The sequence below is a fragment of the Klebsiella sp. 2680 genome (assembly GCF_900198535.1).
Taxonomy (GTDB): Bacteria; Pseudomonadota; Gammaproteobacteria; order Enterobacterales; family Enterobacteriaceae; genus Klebsiella; species Klebsiella indica.
The window spans coordinates 205683-227699 of the sequence record NZ_FZNJ01000005.1 but is presented as its reverse complement, the minus strand read 5'-3'; the positions used below and the strand labels follow the sequence as shown (position 1 = coordinate 227699).

Sequence of the window (22017 nt, the reverse complement as noted above, 5' to 3'; positions counted from 1 at the left end):
ATGGTCAAAGTATATGCCCCGGCTTCCAGTGCCAATATGAGCGTCGGGTTTGACGTGCTGGGGGCGGCGGTGACGCCGGTCGACGGTACGCTGCTGGGGGACAACGTGACGGTGGAGGCGGCTGAAAGCTTCAGTCTGCAAAACGTTGGCCGTTTTGCCAGCAAACTGCCGACGGCTCCGCAGGAAAATATCGTCTATCAATGCTGGGAGCGCTTCTGCCAGGAGGTTGGCAAAAAAGTACCGGTCGCGATGACGCTGGAAAAGAATATGCCGATAGGCTCCGGGCTTGGTTCCAGCGCCTGCTCCGTGGTCGCGGCGCTGGTGGCGATGAACGAATTTTGCGGTAAGCCGCTCAACGAAACCCGGATGCTGGCGCTGATGGGCGAGATGGAAGGGCGGATTTCCGGCAGCATCCACTACGACAATGTGGCGCCGTGCTACCTTGGCGGTATCCAGTTGATGCTTGAGGAAAACGGCATTATCAGCCAGCAGGTTCCGGCATTTGACGAGTGGCTATGGGTGCTGGCTTATCCGGGCATTAAAGTTTCGACGGCGGAAGCGCGGGCGATTCTCCCGGCGCAGTATCGCCGTCAGGACTGCATTGCTCATGGTCGTCATCTGGCGGGCTTTATTCATGCCTGCTATACCCGTCAGCCGCAGCTGGCGGCGAAATTGATGACGGATGTGATTGCCGAGCCGTATCGTACCAAATTGCTGCCGGGCTTCAGCGAAGCGCGTCAGGCGGCGATGGAAATTGGCGCGCAGGCGTGTGGTATTTCCGGCTCCGGCCCGACGATGTTCGCGTTATGCGATAAACCGGAAACCGCGCAGCGTGTCGCCGATTGGCTGGCAAAGCACTATCTACAAAATCAGGAAGGCTTCGTTCATATTTGCCAGCTGGATACGGCGGGCGCTCGAGTAGTGGGATAACCAATGAAACTCTATAACTTAAAAGATCATAACGAACAGGTCAGCTTTGCGCGGGCCGTGACGCAGGGGCTTGGCAAGCAGCAGGGGCTGTTCTTTCCGCACGATCTACCGGAATTTAGCCTGACTGAAATTGACGATATGCTGAAGCTGGATTTCGTCCCGCGCAGCGCGAAAATCCTGTCTGCGTTTATTGGTGACGAGATCCCGCAGGACATGCTGCAACAGCGTATTGCCACGGCATTCACCTTTCCGGCGCCGGTCAGTAAAGTGCAGAAAGATGTGGGATGCCTGGAGTTGTTTCATGGCCCGACGCTGGCGTTCAAAGATTTTGGCGGCCGCTTTATGGCGCAGATGCTGACCCATATCGCGGGCGACAAACCGGTGACCATCCTGACGGCAACCTCCGGCGACACCGGCGCGGCGGTCGCCCATGCGTTCTATGGTCTGCCGAACGTTAACGTCGTCATTCTCTATCCGCGCGGTAAAATCAGCCCGCTGCAGGAAAAACTGTTCTGTACCCTGGGCGGCAATATTGAAACCGTCGCGATCGACGGTGATTTCGATGCCTGCCAGGCGCTGGTGAAACAGGCCTTTGACGACGAAGAGCTGAAAACCGCTCTGGGGCTGAACTCGGCTAACTCCATTAATATCAGCCGCCTGCTGGCGCAGATTTGCTACTATTTTGAGGCCGTCGCGCAGTTGCCGCAGGAGGCCCGTAATCAGTTGGTTATCTCGGTGCCAAGCGGCAACTTTGGCGATTTGACGGCTGGTTTGCTGGCGAAATCGCTGGGGCTGCCAATTAAACGCTTTATCGCGGCGACCAACGCCAATGATACTGTGCCGCGTTTCCTGCAGGACGGTAACTGGTCGCCGAAAGCGACCCAGGCCACGCTGTCTAACGCGATGGACGTCAGCCAGCCGAACAACTGGCCGCGCGTAGAAGAGCTGTTCCGGCGCAAAACCTGGCGTCTGAATGAGCTGGGCTATGCGGCGGTGGATGATGAAACCACGAAATCCACCATGCGCGAACTGAAAGCCATTGGCTATACCTCGGAACCGCATGCGGCGATAGCTTATCGCGCGCTGCGCGACCAGCTGCAGCCCGGTGAGTACGGCCTGTTCCTCGGCACCGCGCATCCGGCGAAGTTTAAAGAGAGCGTGGAAGAGATTCTGCAAGAGACGCTGCCGCTGCCGAAAGCGCTGGCGGATCGTGCGGATCTGCCGCTGCTGTCGCATAATCTACCGGCTGATTTTGCCGCCCTGCGTAAGCTGATGATGGGTTAAGCCTGACTCCCCTGCTGCCTTATCCGGCGGCAGGGGAGCGTGATTTTTACTGTTCGCGGCGTTTAAATACCAGTTCGTCCGGCCCTGATGCATCGGCATCAAAGAAATAACCTTCGCTATCAAAGCGGGTCAGCTGCTCTGGCCTGGTTAAGCGATTTTCAATGATGTAACGGCTCATTAATCCGCGCGCTTTTTTGGCGTAGAAGCTGATTACTTTAAACTTACCGTTTTTCTCATCGAGGAAAACCGGCTTAATTATCCGACCCGCAAGCTGTTTGGCTTTAACCGCCCGGAAGTATTCATCAGAGGCCAGGTTAATAACGATATCGTCGCCCTGCGCTTCCAGTGCCTGATTCAGCTTATCGGTAATCACCTCTCCCCAGTACTGATACAGATCTTTGCCTTTCGCGTTTTCAAGCTTAATTCCCATCTCCAGCCGGTAAGGTTGCATCAGATCGAGCGGGCGCAGAACGCCATAAAGGCCGGAAAGCATCCGCAGATGCTGCTGGGCAAAATCAAAATCGGCTTCGCTAAAGGTCTCTGCCTGCAGACCGGTGTAAACATCGCCCTTAAAAGCCAGAATCGCCTGTCGGGCATTCGCCGGGGTGAAATCCGGGTGCCAGTCGTGAAAACGGGTGGCATTGAGGTCAGCCAGCTTGTCGCTGATGCTCATCAGTTTACCTATCTGCGGCGCAGACAGCTGGCGAGCGATATTGATCAGTTCCTGAGAGTATTCCAGCAGTTCAGGCTGGGTATAGCGAGCAGTCGCTAGCGGGCTTTGATAATCAAGCGTTTTGGCAGGTGAAATCAGAATGAGCATATCCAGTCCTTTCAGGAGATTTTTGACGACTTTAGCAAAAAAACGCCACAGAGGGAGCGATAGCTGTAATTGCCGCGCTATTTACGCGGCAGATTATCCCAGATACCCGACATCACCTGCTGATGAATTTCGGGGTAACGCGTAACGTCAAATTCCGGCCGCGTGCCCAGCCGACGCTGGCGTAGATAATCATCGGTGATGATCCGTACCGTTGGCGACAGGAGCAGGATAGCCGTCAGGTTCGTAATCGCCATCAACGCCATGACGATATCCGCCATTTGCCAGGCGACCGGTAAGCTGATTACCGTTCCGGCGATGACCATGCTCAGGGCGAGGAACCGCAGCGCCCAGATATTTCGCCTGCTGTCCATCCGCAGAAAGACAAGATTATTTTCCGCATAGATATAGTTTGCAATGATGGCGCTGAAGGCGAAAAGCAGCATGATAAAAGCGACAAAACCGGCGCCCCAGTCGCCAACAAGATTGTTCATGGCAAGCTGAAGCGCCTGAATACCGTTTATTGCGGCGCTGTTATCGTTCCTCGGGGCGAGCATGATGATGACGGCGCTGGCAGTGCAGATCACTACCGTATCAATGAAGACGCCAATCATTTGCACGAGCCCTTGAGTGGCAGGGTGCGACGGCCAGGTCGCTGCCGCCGCTGCGACATTGGGCGTCGACCCCATGCCCGCTTCATGGGAAAACATACCGCGCTGAAAGCCGCTGGTGAGCGCCTGGCTGATGGTATAGCCGACAGCGCCTGCCGCCGCCTCTTGCCAGCCGAAGGCGCTGCGGAAAATGGTGGCAAAAACGGTTGGTAGCTCGTCGATATGCCACAGACTGATAACCAGGCTGGTCAGGATCCATACCATAGCCAACAGCGGCACGAACCACTGCAGTAATCGCGCCACGCCTCGAATGCCGCGGACGATAACCAGCAGAATAAGAATGGCCAGCACGCAACCTGTGACGATTTCAGGTGCATGGAATGCATACTTCATGGCATAGGCAACGGAGTTGGCCTGCACGGTGTTAAAAATAGTGCCATAGGCCAGCAGCAGCAAAATGGAAAACAACACCCCCATCCAGCGCATACCTAAACCCCGGGCCATATACCAGGCGGGGCCGCCGCGAAACTGGCCACGGGCATCGCGTTCTTTATAAAGCTGAGCAAGAGAACATTCGGCAAAGCTGCTTGCCATCCCAAGCAGCGCTGAGATCCACATCCAAAAAACGGCTCCCGGTCCACCGGCGGTGATGGCCAGGGCGACTCCCGCCAGGTTGCCGCTCCCGATACGTGCCGCCATACCTGTGCACAATGCCTGAAAAGACGTGACTCCGCCGGGCCGGGACGCAAGGCTTTTTTTCAGACCCTGGCTAAACTGATGGACGCAACGAAACGGAATAAACTTTGTTCGCCAGGTAAACCAGGCGCCAGCGCCCAGTAACAGATAAATCATTACCGAGCCCCAGAGTATTTCATTGATGAAGAACAGAAAATCAGGCATTAAACATCCCCTGGCCCATACTGGCGCGTGAGTGTAAGCGCCACCAATTCAGTGGTAATCCCTTTACGTTCAGATAATTAATTGGTGTAGTTTATCACACTCTGCGCTCGTGCATTGTCGGCGGTTGCGCTGATCCAGCAGCGTGTTATCATCTTGGCAGACCGGTTACATCCCCTTAACTGCTGTTTAAGAGAAACACTATCATGACGGATAAATTAACTTCTCTGCGTCAGTACACCACTGTCGTAGCTGATACCGGAGATATCGCGGCGATGAAGCTGTATCAGCCTCAGGACGCCACGACTAACCCTTCTTTGATTCTCGGTGCGGCTCAGATCCCTGAGTACCGTAAGCTGATTGATGATGCTGTTGCCTGGGCTCGCAGCCAGAGCAGCGATCGCGCGCAGCAGATTGTTGATGCTTCCGATAAGCTGGCGGTGAACATTGGTCTCGAAATCCTTAAGCTGATCCCTGGCCGTATTTCCACTGAAGTTGACGCTCGCTTGTCCTATGACACCGACGCCTCCATCGCTAAGGCTAAACGCATCATCAAGTTGTACAACGATGCCGGCATCAGCAACGATCGTATTCTGATCAAACTGGCTTCCACCTGGCAGGGCATCCGCGCGGCGGAGCAGCTGGAAAAAGAAGGCATCAACTGTAACCTGACTCTGCTGTTCTCTTTCGCTCAGGCTCGTGCTTGCGCGGAAGCAGGCGTATTCCTGATCTCTCCGTTTGTTGGTCGTATTCTTGACTGGTACAAAGCCAATACCGATAAGAAAGAGTATGCGCCGGCTGAAGATCCGGGCGTGGTTTCCGTAAGCGAAATCTACGAATACTACAAACAGCATGGCTACGAAACTGTGGTTATGGGCGCAAGCTTCCGTAATGTCGGCGAGATTCTGGAACTGGCTGGCTGTGACCGTCTGACCATCGCGCCGGCCCTGCTGAAAGAGCTGGCGGAAAGTGAAGGCGCTATCGAACGCAAACTGGCGTTCAGCGGCGAAGTTAAAGCGCGCCCGGCGCGTATCACGGAATCCGAGTTTCTGTGGCAGCACAACCAGGATCCGATGGCGGTAGATAAACTGGCGGAAGGTATCCGTAAGTTTGCGATCGACCAGGAAAAACTGGAAAAAATGATCGGCGATCTGCTGTAATCCCGCGCGTGGCCGACGTCCGTCGGCCACATTAAACTGTCTGCCTTGCTCCCCTCGGTGTATTATTCTGTTTATTAATACTGTTTGAACGGAATAATCATGAACACCTTACGAATCGGCTTAGTTTCCATTTCCGATCGCGCCTCCAGCGGCGTCTATCAGGATAAAGGTATCCCGGCGCTTGAAGAGTGGCTGGCGCGTGCGCTGTCCACGCCTTTCGAATTGCTGCCCCGCTTAATCCCCGATGAACAGATTATTATCGAGCAAACATTGTGTGAGCTGGTTGATGAGATGGGCTGTCATCTGGTGCTGACCACCGGTGGTACCGGCCCGGCAAGGCGCGATGTGACCCCGGATGCGACACTGGCGATTGCCGACCGGGTGATGCCGGGCTTTGGTGAGCAAATGCGCCAGGTCAGCCTGCATTTTGTACCGACAGCTATTCTTTCGCGTCAGGTTGGCGTTATCCGCAAGCAGGCGCTGATCCTTAATCTGCCCGGTCAGCCAAAGGCGATTGAGGAGACGCTGGAGGGGGTGAAAGATGCCGAAGGTAACGTCCTGGTACAGGGTATTTTTGCAAGTGTACCGTATTGTGTACAGCTGCTTGAAGGGCCATATGTCGAAACAAATGGGGATGTGGTAGCAGCTTTTCGCCCTAAAAGTGCAAGGCGTGAAACTTTATCCTGAATTTGATGCATTTCTGATATAACCTGAATTGCCTGTGGTGTGTTGTTTTATTTACGGTATAGTGTTTTTTACTTTACACATTGCGTAAAACACCCTTCATACCTCTGGATGATTGCTCGTTATGTCACAATATACCCGACCTCTGAATCGACAAGATTATAAAACTCTGACGCTGGCTGCCCTGGGCGGCGCGCTGGAGTTTTATGACTTCATCATCTTTGTCTTCTTCGCTGCTGTCGTTGGCGAACTGTTCTTTCCGGCCGATATTCCGGAGTGGCTGCGTCAGGTGCAGACCTTCGGTATTTTTGCCGCAGGATATTTAGCCCGTCCCCTTGGCGGCATTATTATGGCGCATTTCGGCGATCTGGTCGGGCGTAAGAGAATGTTTACTCTGAGCATTCTGCTGATGGCGCTGCCAACGCTGGCGATAGGCCTGTTGCCGACTTACCAATCGATGGGCATCGTGGCGCCGCTTTTGCTGCTGTTTATGCGTATTCTTCAGGGGGCTGCTATTGGCGGAGAAGTGCCGGGTGCATGGGTGTTTGTTGCAGAACATGTTCCGGAGAAAAAAATCGGTATCGCCTGTGGCACGTTGACCGCTGGCCTGACGGTGGGGATCTTACTGGGATCGGTCGTCGCGACGCTGATTAACACTCATCTGACGCCACAGGGGATCCACGACGGCGGCTGGCGCATTCCTTTTTTGCTTGGCGGCGCATTTGGTCTTGTGGCCATGTATTTACGCCGCTGGCTACAGGAGACGCCGATTTTCCTTGAGATGCAACAGCGAAAAGCCTTAGCTCAGGAGATGCCGGTTAAGGCCGTTACGCTGAAGCACCAGAAAGCGGTGATCGTCTCAATGTTGCTGACCTGGCTATTATCTGCCGGAATAGTGGTCGTGATTTTGATGTCGCCAGTTTGGTTACAAAAGCACTACGGTTTTGCTCCGGCAATCACTCTGCAGGCGAACAGTATTGCCACCATTATGCTGTGCATTGGCTGTTTGTTGGCGGGTCTGGCAGTCGATAAGTTTGGCGCCAGCCGCACATTTATCGTCGGGAGTTTATTTCTGGCCGCCAGTAGCTGGGCTTTCTACCATCTTTCTGGCGGCAACTCGCAGCAGCTGTTCCTGCTCTATGGCGCGGTTGGCCTGTGTGTCGGCGTGGTGGGGGCGGTACCTTACGTGATGGTGCGCGCGTTCCCGGCGGAAGTTCGCTTTACCGGCATTTCATTCTCTTATAACGTCTCGTATGCCATTTTTGGCGGCCTGACGCCGATCGCGGTGACAATGCTGATGGGCGTTTCGCCGATGGCGCCGGCCTGGTACGTGCTGGCCCTGTCGTTTATGGGACTGGGATTGGGCGTGTGGCTGAATCAGGGACTGGATAAGCAGGTCGCTACGCCGGAAGCTGAACTGCAGCGCCTGTCTTAACGCCGTGCGGTTATCTCGTTGCCGCCCATGTTCGGGCGGCAACATCAATCAATGCTGTTCGCCGATTGGCAGAACGGTGCGGCCAAACTGTTCGTTCAGCACTTCACCCATCGCCAGATAAATCGCGCTGCCGCCGCAAATCAGTCCAACCCAGCCCGCAATCTTAACGATGCCTTCGTTATCTGCCAGGTGGCCGATCGCCAGCAGAGCAAACAGTATGCTCAGACTCAGAAACACGAACTGCAGCATACGCGGGCCTTTGAGAGTGCCAAAGAACATAAACAGCGTAAAGATCCCCCACAGTGCGAGATACATACCGAGAAAGTGTGCGTCAGACGCTTCGGCAAGACCTGTTTTCGGCATCAAAAGGATCGCGACCAGCGTCAACCAGAAAGCGCCATAGGAGGTAAATGCAGTTAAGCCAAAAGTATTACCTTTTTTAAATTCCAGCAGACCGGCAAAAATTTGTGCGATACCGCCGTAAAAAATGCCCATTGCCAGGATAGCGACATCAAATGCGAACAAACCGCTATTTACGAGGTTAAGCAGAATAGTGGTCATGCCGAAGCCCATAAGGCCCAGCGGTGCCGGATTAGCTAATTTAGAGGTATCCATAATTTCCCAACTTAATGATTATAATAAAAATATTAACAGCCGCTGGAGAGCGGGGCGCGGCATAATAATGAGGCGCCAGAATACTGTCCATGATCTGGAGGGGGGTTTTTAAGCAATTTGTGATTCTGCCTGACGACGGTAGGTTATCGACCCTGGGCAGGCGGGGTGCCGAGAATTTATTGCGAATTATGCCTGGGTCATATATTACGCTACCGATTAGCGCTATTTTTATCGGGTGTACTCTTTTCCCTCTCTTGTTGCCAACTGCCGCCGTTTTGCCCATCCATCAGGGGAGCAGAGGTAAAATTTTTTTGTGTCTCCCCCTTGATGACGCGGTGGCTGACCCCATCTTGTAGTCAACCGCAGTGAATGAACCTGAAAAAAAATGATGTCCGGGCGGTTGAAACCGCACGTTTCGCCCTTATTACAGGTTCACAACCACATGTTGACTGAATTTTTAGTGGAGACGTTTAGATGGGTAAAATTATTGGTATCGACCTGGGTACGACCAACTCTTGTGTAGCGATTATGGATGGCACTACAGCTCGTGTGCTGGAGAACGCCGAAGGCGATCGCACCACGCCTTCTATCATTGCTTATACCCAGGATGGTGAAACTCTGGTAGGTCAGCCGGCTAAACGTCAGGCAGTGACAAACCCGCAAAATACCCTGTTTGCGATTAAACGCCTGATTGGCCGCCGCTTCCAGGATGAAGAAGTCCAGCGCGACGTTTCCATCATGCCGTATAAAATTGTTGCTGCAGATAACGGCGACGCATGGCTTGATGTGAAAGGCACCAAAACGGCACCGCCGCAGATCTCTGCTGAAGTGCTGAAAAAAATGAAGAAAACCGCAGAAGATTACCTGGGTGAGCCGGTAACCGAAGCGGTTATCACCGTACCGGCTTACTTCAACGATGCTCAGCGTCAGGCAACGAAAGACGCCGGTCGTATCGCTGGTCTGGAAGTCAAACGTATCATCAACGAACCGACCGCCGCCGCACTGGCTTATGGTCTCGATAAAGAAATCGGCAACCGTACTATCGCGGTATATGACCTCGGTGGGGGGACTTTCGATATCTCTATTATCGAAATCGACGAAGTTGATGGCGAAAAAACCTTCGAAGTTCTGGCAACCAACGGCGATACTCACTTGGGTGGTGAAGACTTCGATACCCGTCTGATCAACTACCTGGTTGAAGAATTTAAGAAAGATCAGGGCATTGACCTGCGTAACGATCCGCTGGCGATGCAGCGTCTGAAAGAAGCGGCAGAAAAAGCGAAAATCGAGCTTTCTTCCGCACAGCAGACCGACGTGAACCTGCCGTACATCACCGCAGATGCCACCGGTCCGAAACACATGAACATTAAAGTGACTCGCGCGAAACTGGAAAGCCTGGTCGAAGACCTGGTGAACCGTTCTATCGAGCCGCTGAAAGTCGCGCTGCAGGATGCTGGCCTGTCCGTATCGGATATCAACGACGTTATCCTCGTGGGCGGTCAGACGCGTATGCCGATGGTGCAGAAAAAAGTGGCGGAGTTCTTTGGTAAAGAACCGCGTAAAGACGTTAACCCGGACGAAGCTGTTGCTATCGGCGCAGCGGTGCAGGGCGGCGTACTGACCGGCGATGTGAAAGACGTTCTGCTGCTCGACGTTACTCCGCTGTCTCTGGGTATCGAAACCATGGGCGGCGTAATGACCGCGCTGATCAGCAAAAACACCACTATCCCGACCAAGCACAGCCAGGTGTTCTCTACCGCTGAAGACAACCAGTCTGCGGTAACCATCCATGTGCTGCAGGGTGAGCGTAAACGCGCGTCTGATAACAAATCTCTGGGTCAGTTCAACCTGGATGGCATCAACCCGGCACCGCGCGGTATGCCGCAGATCGAAGTCACCTTTGATATCGATGCTGACGGTATCCTGCACGTTTCCGCGAAAGACAAAAACAGCGGTAAAGAGCAGAAGATCACCATCAAGGCCTCTTCTGGTCTGAACGAGGACGAAATTCAGAAAATGGTTCGCGATGCTGAAGCGAACGCTGAATCTGACCGTAAGTTTGAAGAGCTGGTTCAGACCCGCAACCAGGGCGACCATCTGCTGCACAGCACCCGTAAGCAGGTTGAAGAAGCGGGCGATAAACTGCCGGCTGATGATAAAACCGCAATCGAGTCTGCGCTGAGCGCGCTGGAAACGGCGCTGAAAGGTGAAGACAAAGCGGCTATCGAAGCGAAAATGCAGGAACTGGCGCAGGCTTCCCAGAAACTGATGGAAATCGCTCAGCAGCAGCATGCACAGCAGCAGGCTGGCGGCGCTGACGCTTCTGCAAACAACGCGAAAGATGACGATGTTGTCGATGCTGAGTTTGAAGAAGTAAAAGACAAAAAATAATCGCCCTTTGAACGGGTAAATACTGGCACGGGCGAAGAGGGTTCCTCTCCGCCCGTGCACGCATGTTAAGGGGCTGAACAACACCAATGGCAAAGCAAGATTATTACGAGATTTTGGGCGTTCCCAGAACCGCGGAAGAGCGTGAAATCAAAAAGGCGTATAAACGCCTGGCCATGAAGTATCACCCGGACCGCAATCAGGGCGATAAAGAGGCCGAAGCGAAATTTAAACAAATTAAAGAAGCGTATGAAATCCTGACTGATGCTCAGAAGCGCGCTGCTTACGATCAATACGGTCATGCCGCCTTCGAACAAGGCGGCATGGGGGGCGGCGGTTTTGGCGGCGGTGCTGATTTCAGCGATATTTTCGGCGATGTTTTCGGTGATATTTTTGGCGGAGGTCGCGGCCGCCAGCGTGCGTCGCGCGGTGCCGATTTGCGCTATAACATGGATCTGACGCTGGAAGAAGCCGTTCGCGGAGTGACCAAAGAGATCCGTATTCCGACGCTGGAAGAGTGTGATGTCTGCCACGGTAGTGGCGCGAAAGCAGGCACTCAGCCGCAGACCTGCCCGACCTGTCATGGTTCCGGCCAGGTGCAGATGCGCCAGGGCTTCTTCGCCGTGCAGCAAACCTGTCCGCACTGTCAGGGCCGCGGTACGCTGATTAAAGATCCGTGCAACAAATGTCATGGTCATGGTCGCGTAGAGAAGAGCAAAACGCTGTCGGTTAAGATCCCGGCAGGCGTCGATACCGGGGATCGTATTCGCCTCGCCGGTGAAGGCGAAGCGGGTGAGCATGGCGCACCGGCTGGCGATCTGTACGTTCAGGTACAGGTTAAGCAGCACGCAATTTTTGAGCGTGAAGGCAATAACCTGTATTGCGAAGTTCCGATCAACTTTACCATGGCTGCGCTTGGCGGTGAGATTGAGGTCCCGACGCTGGATGGCCGGGTGAACCTGAAGGTGCCCGGCGAAACGCAGACCGGTAAGCTGTTCCGCATGCGTGGTAAAGGCGTAAAATCTGTGCGTGGCGGCGCGCAGGGCGATCTGCTGTGTCGCGTAGTGGTCGAAACGCCGGTGGGGCTTAATGACAAACAAAAGCAACTGCTGAAAGAGCTTCAGGAGAGCTTTGGTGGGCCCACGGGTGAGAAGAATAGCCCGCGCTCGAAAAGTTTCTTTGATGGCGTGAAGAAATTTTTCGATGATTTAACCAGCTGATCTTTTTTGATTGCCTGTTGCATCTCAAGCCTGGGTTTTGTTACTCAGGCTTTTTCTCTTTTAGCCGCTACACTACCTGAATTAACGATTATCCACCATCTCGCCTCGCCCCTGAATTATTGAGAGCGGTTTACGTTTATTCTTCCTCTGACAAACGCTATGTCGTCTTACTTGTTAATTCGAAAAAACCGTCTATAAAGGCAATTTAAAACTGGTTTTTTCGATGTATTTGCGTCTGTATGATTCTTTTATCGAGTTGTTTACCGATAAGGTGAGGTAAAAGTGAAACATCTGCAGCGTTTTTTCCATAGCGATGCATCCGGAGGCATTATCTTAATTTTTGCCGCCGTAATGGCGATGTTATTCGCCAATACTGGCTTGACCAGCGATCTGTATCGTTCTTTTCTGGAAACGCCCGTTCAACTGCGCGTAGGGGCGTTAGAAATCAACAAAAATATGCTGTTGTGGATTAACGATGCGCTGATGGCGATATTTTTCCTGCTGATAGGCCTGGAAGTGAAGCGCGAGATGAATCAGGGGGCGCTGGCCAGCCGTCGCCAGGCCGTGTTTCCGCTCGTCGCGGCGTTGGGCGGAATGGTGGTTCCGGCACTGGTTTATCTGGCGTTTAACGGCCGGGATCCGATTGCCAGAGAAGGGTGGGCGATTCCGGCTGCGACCGATATCGCCTTCGCGTTGGGCGTACTGGCGCTGCTGGGGAATCGGGTTCCCGCTGCGCTGAAGATTTTTCTGATGGCGCTGGCCATCATTGACGATCTGGGCGCCATTATTATTATTGCGTTGTTCTATACGCACGACCTTTCCGTCATGTCATTGATTGTTGCGGCTGGATCTATCACGGTACTGGCGGCATTAAATCTGAGCGGCGTACGACGCACCGGCATCTATATTCTGGTCGGCGCCATACTCTGGACCGCGGTTCTGAAATCGGGCGTTCACGCAACGCTGGCCGGCGTCATTGTCGGCTTTATGATCCCGCTAAAAGAGCAGAAAGGTAAATCGCCGGCGAAGCAGCTTGAGCACGTACTGCATCCGTGGGTGGCATTCCTGATCCTGCCGCTGTTCGCCTTTGCTAATGCGGGCGTTTCTTTGCAGGGGATCACGGTAGAAGGGCTGACCTCGCTGCTGCCATTGGGTATTATTGCCGGGTTGTTTATCGGTAAACCATTGGGAATTAGCCTGTTCTGCTGGCTGGCGCTAAAGCTGAAATGGGCCTCGTTGCCTGAAGGGACGAGCTGTAAGCAAATTATGGCGGTTGGCATTCTATGTGGGATTGGTTTCACCATGTCGATTTTTATTGCCTCCCTGGCTTTCAGCAGCGTTGATCCCGCATTGAACAACTGGGCCAGGCTTGGCATCCTTATTGGATCGATATTATCGGCAGTGACGGGATACATCATACTGCGTAAGCGCGTAGCGGATTCGGGCTACGCGGCTTAACATTTCACGGAAAGCCGCTACGGTTCTCCTCGACATAATCAGGGAGAGAAGCATGTCACATATCAATTACAACCATCTGTACTATTTCTGGCATGTCTATAAAGAAGGCTCAGTGGTTGGTGCTGCGGAGGCATTGTTCCTGACGCCGCAAACCATTACCGGACAGATCAAAGCGCTGGAAGAGCGTCTGCAGGGGAAGTTGTTCAAGCGTAAAGGACGAGGGCTTGAGCCCAGTGAACTGGGGGAACTGGTCTTCCGCTACGCCGATCGTATGTTTACCCTGAGCCAGGAAATGCTGGATATCGTTAATTATCGTAAAGAGTCGAATCTGTTGTTTGATGTCGGTGTGGCTGACGCACTGTCAAAAAGGCTGGTCAGCGGTGTACTTGATGCCGCCGTCGTCGATAACGAACAGATCCATTTACGCTGTTTTGAGTCAACTCACGAAATGCTGCTGGAGCAGTTGAGCCAGCATAAGCTCGATATGATCATCTCCGATTGCCCCATTGACTCCACCCAGCAGGAAGGCTTGTTTTCAGTGAAAATCGGCGAATGCAGCGTCAGTTTCTGGTGCATGAATCCTCCGCCGGAAAAGCCGTTCCCGGCCTGCCTGGAAGAGCGTCGTTTGTTGATTCCGGGGCGTTGTTCCATGCTGGGGCGTAAGCTGCTCAACTGGTTTAACTCGCAGGGATTGCAGGTGGAAATTCTGGGGGAATTCGACGATGCGGCGTTGATGAAAGCCTTCGGGGCGCTGCATAACGCGATATTCGTCGCGCCAACGCTGTATTCACATGATTTCTATAGCGATGAGTCGATCGTCGAGATCGGGCGTATGGATAATGTGATGGAAGAGTATCACGCTATTTTTGCCGAGCGCATGATCCAGCATCCGGCAGTGCAGCGTATTTGTCACCGCGACTATTCAGCGCTTTTCACCTCTTCCCGGAGATAAGCCAGAACAGTTTCCTGCTACGTGGAAAATGCCGCAGCCAGTCCATGCTGAAGTATGAACCGGCTGCGATAACCAGAACGCGAGTATTGACGTTTGACGTGATCAACGACAGACATAAAAAAACCCGCTTTCGCGGGCTTTTTTACAAAGCGACAACCAACAGACAATTAAGCCAGTTTGTTGATCTGAGCAGTCAGGTTTGCTTTATGACGTGCGGCTTTGTTTTTGTGGATCAGACCCTTAGCAGCCTGACGGTCCACGATCGGTTGCATTTCGTTAAATGCTTTCAGTGCAGTCGCTTTGTCGCCAGCTTCGATAGCTGCGTATACTTTCTTGATGAAAGTACGCATCATAGAGCGACGGCTCGCGTTGTGCTTGCGGGCCTTTTCAGACTGAACGGCGCGCTTCTTAGCTGATTTGATATTAGCCAAGGTCCAACTCCCAAATGTGTTCTATATGGACAATTCAAAGGCCGAGGAATATGCCCGTTTAGCCTTCTTTTGTCAATGGATTTGTGCAAATAAGCGCCGTTTAAACCAACAACGCTTTATTACGTAGTGATGGCGCAAGATTCTATCAGCTTGTTGCTGGCGAATACAGCCTTTCGACCAGAAAAATCGACGACAGCGGGGTGTTTTTCCGGCGATCTTGCGCTGAGTGAATGAATTACCGGGATCTTTCGGTGTAGAGGTGCAATCGCTGGTTAACGTTGCCAGTTGTACAAGGTATACTCGGACGATTTTCACTGTTTTGAGCCAGACATGAAGCTGATACGCGGCATACATAATCTCAGTCAGGCCCCGCGCGGGTGTGTGCTGACCATTGGAAATTTTGACGGCGTGCATCGCGGGCACCAGGCGTTACTGCAGCGTTTGCGTGCGGAAGGTCGTCAGCGTGGCTTACCGGTGGCAGTGATGATTTTTGAGCCGCAGCCGCTGGAGCTTTTTGCCGCCGATAAAGCGCCCGCACGTTTAACGCGTCTGCGTGAAAAGCTTAACTATCTGGCTGAAAGCGGCGTCGATTACGTACTGTGCGTGCGCTTTGATCGGCGCTTTGCGTCGTTGACCGCCCAGGATTTTATTAGCGAACTGCTGGTCCGCAGATTAGGCGTTCAGTTCCTCGTCGTGGGGGATGATTTCCGCTTTGGCGTTAGCCGCCAGGGGGATTTCTTATTATTACAAAAAGCCGGCGTGGAATACGGCTTTGATGTCACCAGTACCCACTCATTTTGCGAGGGCGGGGTGCGTATTAGCAGTACGGCGGTACGCCAGGCGCTGTCGGATGACGATCTGGCGCTGGCCGAGACTTTGCTGGGGCATCCGTTTACTATCTCTGGTCGCGTTGTCCACGGCGATGAGCTGGGGCGCACCATTGGTTTCCCGACGGCGAATTTACCGCTGCGTCGTCAGGTCTCCCCGGTACAAGGGGTTTATGCGGTGGAAGTGATGGGGCTGGGAGAGCATCCCTTGCCTGGCGTCGCCAATATCGGCACCCGTCCGACAGTGGCAGGCGTACGCCAGCAGTTAGAAGTGCATCTGCTGGATGTTGTAATGGACCTCTATGGTCGTCATATAGATGTAATACTGCGTAAAAAGATACGTAATGAGCAGCGATTTGCGTCGCTTGATGAACTAAAGGCGCAAATTGCCTGCGATGAGTTAACGGCCCGCGAGTTCTTTGGGCTAACCGGGCAGGCCTGACCCTGACGGTGTTTATCAAACCGAAATAACGGAACCGAGAATCTGATGAGTGACTATAAATCGACCCTGAATTTGCCGGAAACAGGGTTCCCGATGCGCGGCGACCTCGCCAGGCGTGAACCGGGAATGCTGGCGCGTTGGACCGATGATGACCTGTACGGCATCATCCGTGCAGCCAAAAAAGGCAAAAAAACCTTCATTCTGCATGATGGCCCTCCTTATGCGAATGGCAGCATTCATATTGGTCACTCGGTTAATAAAATTCTGAAAGACATTATCGTTAAGTCCAAAGGGCTGGCGGGCTATGACTCTCCGTATGTGCCGGGCTGGGATTGCCACGGTCTGCCGATTGAGCTGAAAGTGGAGCAGGAGTACGGTAAGCCGGGGGAAAAATTCACCGCGGCTGAATTCCGCGCTAAATGCCGCGAATATGCGGCTACCCAGGTCGACGGCCAGCGTAAAGACTTTATCCGTCTGGGCGTGCTCGGCGACTGGTCGCATCCGTATCTGACCATGGACTTCAAAACTGAAGCCAACATCATCCGCGCGCTGGCTAAAATCATCGGCAACGGCCACCTGCATAAAGGCGCTAAACCAGTACACTGGTGTGCAGACTGCCGCTCCGCACTGGCGGAAGCGGAAGTGGAGTATTACGACAAAACGTCTCCGTCCATCGATGTGGCATTCCACGCGGTGGATAAAGCGGCGGTGCTGGCCAAATTTGGCGTGGCCGATGTGAATGGCCCGGTTTCTCTGGTTATCTGGACCACCACCCCATGGACGCTGCCAGCCAACCGCGCAATCTCTTTGTCACCAGAGTTTGATTATGCGCTGGTGCAGGTTGAGGGGCAGGCGCTGATCGTCGCTAAAGACCTGGTCGACAGCGTGATGAAGCGCGCCGGCATCGCTGACTACACCATTCTGGCGGTGGTCAACGGCGGCGAACTGGAGATGTTACGCTTTAAGCATCCGTTCCTCGATTTTGACGTACCGGCGATCCTTGGCGATCACGTCACGCTGGATGCGGGTACCGGGGCGGTGCATACCGCGCCAGGCCACGGTCCGGACGACTATGTCATTGGGCAAAAATATGGGCTGGAAGTCGCTAACCCGGTTGGCCCGGACGGCGCTTATCTGCCGGGAACTTATCCGACTCTGGACGGCGTCAACGTCTTTAAAGCCAACGACATCGTCGTAGCGCTGTTGCGGGAAAAAGGCGCGCTGCTGCACGTAGAAAAGCTACAGCATAGCTATCCGTGCTGCTGGCGTCACAAAACGCCAATCATCTTCCGCGCCACGCCGCAGTGGTTTGTCAGCATGGATCAGAAAGGTCTGCGCGCGCAGTCGCTGAAAGAGATCAAAGGTGTCCAGTGGATCCCTGACTGGGGGCAGGCGCGTATCGAATCGATGGTCGCCAATCGTCCCGACTGGTGTATCTCTCGTCAGCGCACCTGGGGTGTCCCGATGTCGCTGTTCGTGCATAAAGAGACGCAAGAATTGCATCCGCGTACGCTGGAGCTGATGGAAGAAGTGGCTAAACGCGTGGAAGTCGATGGCATTCAGGCGTGGTGGGATCTCGACTCCCGCGACATCCTCGGCGCCGATGCTGATAACTACGAAAAGGTGCCGGATACCCTCGACGTGTGGTTTGACTCCGGGTCGACTCACTCCTCCGTCGTTGACGTGCGTCCTGAATTTGCCGGTCATGCTGCCGATATGTACCTGGAAGGTTCCGACCAGCATCGCGGCTGGTTTATGTCCTCGCTGATGATCTCCACCGCGATGAAAGGCAAAGCGCCGTACCGTCAGGTACTGACCCACGGCTTTACCGTCGATGGCCAGGGCCGCAAGATGTCCAAATCCATCGGTAACACCGTTTCTCCGCAGGATGTAATGAACAAACTGGGGGCCGATATTCTGCGTCTGTGGGTGGCTTCTACCGACTATACCGGTGAAATGGCGGTTTCTGACGAGATCCTCAAACGTGCCGCCGACAGCTATCGCCGTATCCGTAATACCGCGCGCTTCCTGCTGGCGAACCTGAATGGTTTCGATCCGGCAAAAGACATGATGAAACCGGAAGAGATGGTGGTGCTGGACCGCTGGGCGGTTGGCTGTGCGCAAGCGGCGCAGGATGATATCGTCAAATCCTATGAGTCTTATGATTTCCACGAAGTAGTGCAGCGCCTGATGCGCTTTTGCTCTGTCGAAATGGGGTCATTCTGGCTTGATATCATCAAAGACCGCCAGTACACCACCAAAGCGGACAGCGTCGCGCGCCGTAGCTGCCAGACTGCGTTGTACCATATTGCCGAGGCGCTGGTGCGCTGGATGGCGCCGATTATGTCCTTCACCGCCGACGAAATCTGGGGTTATCTGCCGGGCGAGCGTGAAAAATATGTCTTTACCGGTGAATGGTACACCGGTCTGTTCGGCCTGACTGCCGACGAAGCAATGAATGACGCTTTCTGGGACGCGCTGCTGAAAGTGCGCAGCGAAGTCAACAAGGTAATCGAACAGGCGCGTGCGGATAAGCAGGTGGGCGGCTCTCTGGAAGCGGCGGTCACGCTGTATGCCGATGCCGATCTTGCGGCGAAGCTGAACGCGCTGGGCGATGAATTGCGATTTGTCCTGTTGACCTCCGGGGCGAAAGTTGTCGATTATGCGCAGGCTCCGGCTGACGCCTGGCAGAGTGAACTGCTGAAGGGGTTGAAAGTTGTGCTGAGCAAAGCCGAAGGTGACAAATGCCCGCGTTGCTGGCATTACACCACGGATATCGGCAAGGTGGCGGAACACGCGGATATCTGCGGACGCTGTGTCAGCAACATCGCCGGTGACGGTGAAAAACGTAAATTTGCCTGATGAGTAAACCGATTTGTTCAACGGGGCTACGCTGGTTGTGGATCGTCGTAGCCGTGCTGATTATCGATTTAGGCAGTAAATACCTGATCCTCCAGAATTTTGCTCTGGGGGATACGGTCTCGCTGTTTCCATCGCTTAATCTGCATTATGCGCGTAACTATGGCGCGGCTTTTAGCTTCCTTGCCGACAGCGGCGGCTGGCAGCGCTGGTTCTTTGCTGGTATCGCTATCGGTATCTGCGTGATCCTCGCGGTGCTGATGTATCGCGCTAAGGCGACGCAAAAGCTGAATAACATTGCCTATGCGCTGATTATTGGCGGAGCACTGGGGAATTTATTCGACAGGCTCTGGCACGGCTTTGTCGTCGATATGATCGATTTCTACGTTGGGGAGTGGCATTTTGCCACCTTCAATCTTGCCGATACCGCCATTTGCATCGGCGCGGCGCTGATTGTGCTGGAAGGGTTCCTGCCGAAAAAGCAGGCGTAATAAAATGCCGGATGGCGGCGAAATGCCTTATCCGGCCGACAAAATAGCGCGATCTTTGTTTGTCCGGTAACGTTAGCGCTACCGGGCAAACAGGCGGTAAAACAAGTGAGCAACCTGCATGTCTAAATCAGTACAGAGCAACAGTGCGGTGCTGGTGCACTTCACCTTAAAACTCGACGATGGCTCCACCGCAGAGTCAACCCGTAATAATGGTAAACCCGCGCTCTTCCGCCTGGGCGATACTTCGCTTTCTGAAGGTCTTGAGCAACACTTGCTGGGGCTGAAAGAGGGGGATAAAACCACCTTTTCGCTGGAGCCGGATGCGGCGTTTGGCGTACCGAGCCCGGATTTGATTCAATATTTCTCCCGCCGGGAATTTATCGACGCGGGTGAACCTGAGACTGGCGCGATTATGCTCTTTACCGCAATGGATGGCAGCGAAATGCCTGGTGTGATCCGTGAAGTGAACGGTGATTCGATCACCGTGGATTTCAACCATCCGCTGGCCGGGCGTACCGTTCATTTTGATGTTGAAGTGCTGGAGATCGATCCGGCGCTGGAGGAGTAAAATGCAGATTCTGTTGGCTAACCCGCGCGGATTTTGCGCAGGCGTTGACCGCGCTATCAGCATTGTCGAAAACGCGCTGACGCTTTACGGCGCGCCGATCTATGTGCGTCATGAAGTCGTCCACAACCGCTATGTGGTGGATAGTCTGCGTCAACGCGGCGCTGTTTTTATCGAGCAGATTAGCGAAGTACCGGACGGCGCAATCCTGATTTTTTCCGCCCACGGCGTCTCTCAGGCCGTGCGCAATGAGGCGAAAAACCGCGATCTGACGGTTTTTGACGCCACCTGCCCGCTGGTGACCAAAGTGCATATGGAGGTCGCCCGCGCCAGCCGCCGCGGTGAAGAGTCGATTCTGATTGGCCACGCCGGTCACCCGGAGGTCGAAGGCACCATGGGCCAGTACAGTAACCCGAAAGGGGGGATGTATCTGGTGGAATCACCGGATGATGTCTGGACGCTGGATGTGAAAAACGACGCGAAGCTGTCGTTTATGACCCAGACAACGCTCTCCGTTGATGATACTTCTGACGTGATTGACGCCCTGCGCGAACGTTTCCCGAAAATCGTCGGACCGCGTAAAGATGATATCTGTTATGCGACCACTAACCGTCAGGAAGCGGTCCGCGCGCTGGCTGAACAGGCCGACGTGGTGCTGGTCGTAGGGTCGAAAAACTCCTCTAACTCCAACCGTCTGGCCGAGCTGGCTCAGAGAATGGGTAAAGCGGCGTATCTGATTGATGATGCGGCCGATATTCAGGAGGCGTGGGTGAAAGAGGCGCAATGCGTGGGCGTAACCGCGGGCGCATCGGCGCCGGATATTCTGGTGCAGAACGTCATTTCTCGTTTGCAGGAACTGGGCGGCGGCGAAGCCGTGCCGCTGGAAGGCCGCGAAGAGAACATTGTTTTCGAAGTGCCGAAAGAGCTGCGGGTCGATGTCCGTGAAGTCGAATAGATTCTTTTTCGCCATAGTATGAGAAGATGCCAGACTGAATGTCTGGCATTTTTTTATGGAGAAACGATGCGCTTACCGATCATTCTGGATACCGATCCCGGCATTGACGATGCGGCGGCGATTGCCGCGGCGCTGTTTGCCCCAGAGCTGGATCTACAGCTGATGACCACCGTGGCGGGGAATGTCTCCGTGGAGAAAACGACCCGCAACGCCCTGCAATTGCTGCATTTCTGGAACGCTGATATCCCGCTGGCCCAGGGGGCATCAATGCCGCTGGTTCGCCCGCTGCGCGATGCTGCTTCCGTTCACGGCGAGTCCGGGATGGAAGGCTATGCTTTCGTTGAGCATAATCGCCAGCCGCTGGCCAAACCGGCGTTTCAGGCCATGCGCGATACGCTGATGCATGCATCGGAGCCGATAACGCTGGTGGCGATTGGTCCGTTAACCAATATCGCGCTACTGCTGACTCAGTATCCCGAATGCCGTTTTAATATCCGCCGCCTGGTCATTATGGGCGGTTCCGCCGGGCGCGGTAACTTTACGCCGAGTGCGGAGTTTAATATCGCTATCGACCCGGAAGCGGCGGCGAAAGTCTTTAACAGCGGGCTGGAAATCGTCATGTGTGGGCTGGATGTAACCAATCAGGCGGTGCTGGCTCCGGATTATCTCGCGACGCTTCCCGCGCTTAATCAGACCGGGAAAATGCTTCATGCGTTGTTTAGCCACTATCGTAGCGGCAGCATGCGCAGCGGCTTGCGTATGCATGACCTGTGCGCGATTGCCTGGCTGGTTCGTCCGCAGCTCTTTACCCTCAAACCGTGCTTTGTGGCGGTGGAAACTCAGGGAACATGGACATCCGGCATGACGGTTGTCGATATTGAAGGTAAGCTGGGGCAGCCAGCAAATGCGCGGGTAGCATTGGGGCTGGATGTCGCCGGGTTCCAGCGCTGGGCGGCAGAGGTGATTGCGCTGGCGCCTTAATATGGCGATGAAGCG

At 54.1% G+C, this 22017-nt stretch carries 19 protein-coding genes; 15 read left to right on the top strand and 4 right to left on the bottom strand.

The window, feature by feature from the left end:
• Together thrB and thrC are read left to right on the top strand one after the other, a co-directional pair.
• Positions 1-930 (top strand): homoserine kinase, encoded by a 930-nt coding sequence (gene thrB, locus FN037_RS20075; RefSeq protein ID WP_138361866.1) that lies wholly within the window; start codon positions 1-3, stop codon positions 928-930.
• A 3-nt stretch (positions 931-933) separates the two neighbouring features.
• Positions 934-2214 carry a threonine synthase gene (gene thrC, locus FN037_RS20070; RefSeq protein WP_142503042.1) on the top strand — a complete coding sequence of 427 codons (1281 nt, stop codon included), beginning with the start codon at positions 934-936 and terminating at the stop codon, positions 2212-2214.
• A gap of 46 nt (positions 2215-2260) precedes the next feature.
• Here thrC and yaaA read toward each other — a convergent pair whose 3' ends face one another.
• Together yaaA and FN037_RS20060 are read right to left on the bottom strand one after the other, a co-directional pair.
• Positions 2261-3034 (bottom strand): peroxide stress protein YaaA, encoded by a 774-nt coding sequence (yaaA, locus tag FN037_RS20065; RefSeq protein ID WP_142503041.1) that lies wholly within the window; start codon positions 3032-3034, stop codon positions 2261-2263.
• Positions 3035-3111: 77 nt separating this feature from the next.
• The gene (locus FN037_RS20060) at positions 3112-4542 is read right to left on the bottom strand and encodes an alanine/glycine:cation symporter family protein (protein WP_142503040.1); all 1431 of its coding nucleotides are present in this window, start codon (positions 4540-4542) and stop codon (positions 3112-3114) included.
• 203 nt (positions 4543-4745) lie between these two features.
• On the opposite strand from FN037_RS20060, the gene tal reads away from it, so the two are divergent.
• From tal to FN037_RS20045, 3 genes are all read left to right on the top strand, one after another.
• Positions 4746-5699, top strand: coding sequence for a transaldolase (gene tal / locus FN037_RS20055; RefSeq protein ID WP_138361870.1), 954 nt, complete (start codon positions 4746-4748; stop codon positions 5697-5699).
• Between the two features lie 99 nt (positions 5700-5798).
• Positions 5799-6386, top strand: coding sequence for a molybdopterin adenylyltransferase (mog, locus tag FN037_RS20050; RefSeq protein ID WP_142503039.1), 588 nt, complete (start codon positions 5799-5801; stop codon positions 6384-6386).
• 121 nt (positions 6387-6507) lie between these two features.
• Complete coding sequence (locus FN037_RS20045; protein ID WP_138361872.1) at positions 6508-7818, top strand: MFS transporter; 1311 nt, start codon at positions 6508-6510, stop codon at positions 7816-7818.
• 48 nt (positions 7819-7866) lie between these two features.
• Here FN037_RS20045 and satP read toward each other — a convergent pair whose 3' ends face one another.
• On the bottom strand, positions 7867-8433 hold the full coding sequence (gene satP / locus FN037_RS20040) for an acetate uptake transporter (protein ID WP_138361873.1): 567 nt from the start codon (positions 8431-8433) through the stop codon (positions 7867-7869).
• 474 nt (positions 8434-8907) lie between these two features.
• On the opposite strand from satP, the gene dnaK reads away from it, so the two are divergent.
• From dnaK to nhaR, 4 genes are all read left to right on the top strand, one after another.
• Positions 8908-10824: a molecular chaperone DnaK gene (gene dnaK, locus FN037_RS20035; protein WP_138361874.1), complete on the top strand. Its 1917-nt coding sequence runs from the start codon at positions 8908-8910 to the stop codon at positions 10822-10824.
• An 86-nt stretch (positions 10825-10910) separates the two neighbouring features.
• Positions 10911-12041: a molecular chaperone DnaJ gene (dnaJ, locus tag FN037_RS20030; protein ID WP_138361875.1), complete on the top strand. Its 1131-nt coding sequence runs from the start codon at positions 10911-10913 to the stop codon at positions 12039-12041.
• Between the two features lie 282 nt (positions 12042-12323).
• Positions 12324-13499 (top strand): Na+/H+ antiporter NhaA, encoded by a 1176-nt coding sequence (nhaA, locus tag FN037_RS20025; RefSeq protein WP_138361876.1) that lies wholly within the window; start codon positions 12324-12326, stop codon positions 13497-13499.
• A 52-nt stretch (positions 13500-13551) separates the two neighbouring features.
• A complete protein-coding gene (gene nhaR, locus FN037_RS20020) occupies positions 13552-14451 on the top strand; it encodes a transcriptional activator NhaR (protein ID WP_138361877.1) in 900 nt (299 codons plus the stop codon).
• A 167-nt stretch (positions 14452-14618) separates the two neighbouring features.
• Here the strand turns inward: nhaR and rpsT are convergent, their stop codons facing one another.
• Positions 14619-14882: a 30S ribosomal protein S20 gene (gene rpsT / locus FN037_RS20015; RefSeq protein ID WP_003018940.1), complete on the bottom strand. Its 264-nt coding sequence runs from the start codon at positions 14880-14882 to the stop codon at positions 14619-14621.
• A gap of 330 nt (positions 14883-15212) precedes the next feature.
• Here rpsT and ribF point away from each other — a divergent pair, with 330 nt between their 5' ends.
• The 6 genes from ribF (at position 15213) to rihC (ending at position 22002) form a co-directional block, all read left to right on the top strand.
• Positions 15213-16151: a bifunctional riboflavin kinase/FAD synthetase gene (gene ribF / locus FN037_RS20000; RefSeq protein ID WP_138361878.1), complete on the top strand. Its 939-nt coding sequence runs from the start codon at positions 15213-15215 to the stop codon at positions 16149-16151.
• Between the two features lie 45 nt (positions 16152-16196).
• The gene (ileS, locus tag FN037_RS19995; protein ID WP_142503038.1) at positions 16197-19013 is read left to right on the top strand and encodes an isoleucine--tRNA ligase; all 2817 of its coding nucleotides are present in this window, start codon (positions 16197-16199) and stop codon (positions 19011-19013) included.
• Positions 19013-19501: a signal peptidase II gene (gene lspA / locus FN037_RS19990; RefSeq protein ID WP_142503037.1), complete on the top strand. Its 489-nt coding sequence runs from the start codon at positions 19013-19015 to the stop codon at positions 19499-19501. The genes ileS and lspA overlap by 1 nt, the downstream gene beginning before the upstream one ends.
• 118 nt (positions 19502-19619) lie before the next feature.
• The gene (fkpB, locus tag FN037_RS19985; protein ID WP_138361881.1) at positions 19620-20069 is read left to right on the top strand and encodes an FKBP-type peptidyl-prolyl cis-trans isomerase; all 450 of its coding nucleotides are present in this window, start codon (positions 19620-19622) and stop codon (positions 20067-20069) included.
• 1 nt (position 20070) lies between these two features.
• Complete coding sequence (ispH, locus tag FN037_RS19980; protein ID WP_138361882.1) at positions 20071-21021, top strand: 4-hydroxy-3-methylbut-2-enyl diphosphate reductase; 951 nt, start codon at positions 20071-20073, stop codon at positions 21019-21021.
• Between the two features lie 66 nt (positions 21022-21087).
• A complete protein-coding gene (rihC, locus tag FN037_RS19975) occupies positions 21088-22002 on the top strand; it encodes a ribonucleoside hydrolase RihC (RefSeq protein WP_138361883.1) in 915 nt (304 codons plus the stop codon).
• The last annotated feature ends 15 nt before the right edge of the window (positions 22003-22017 follow it).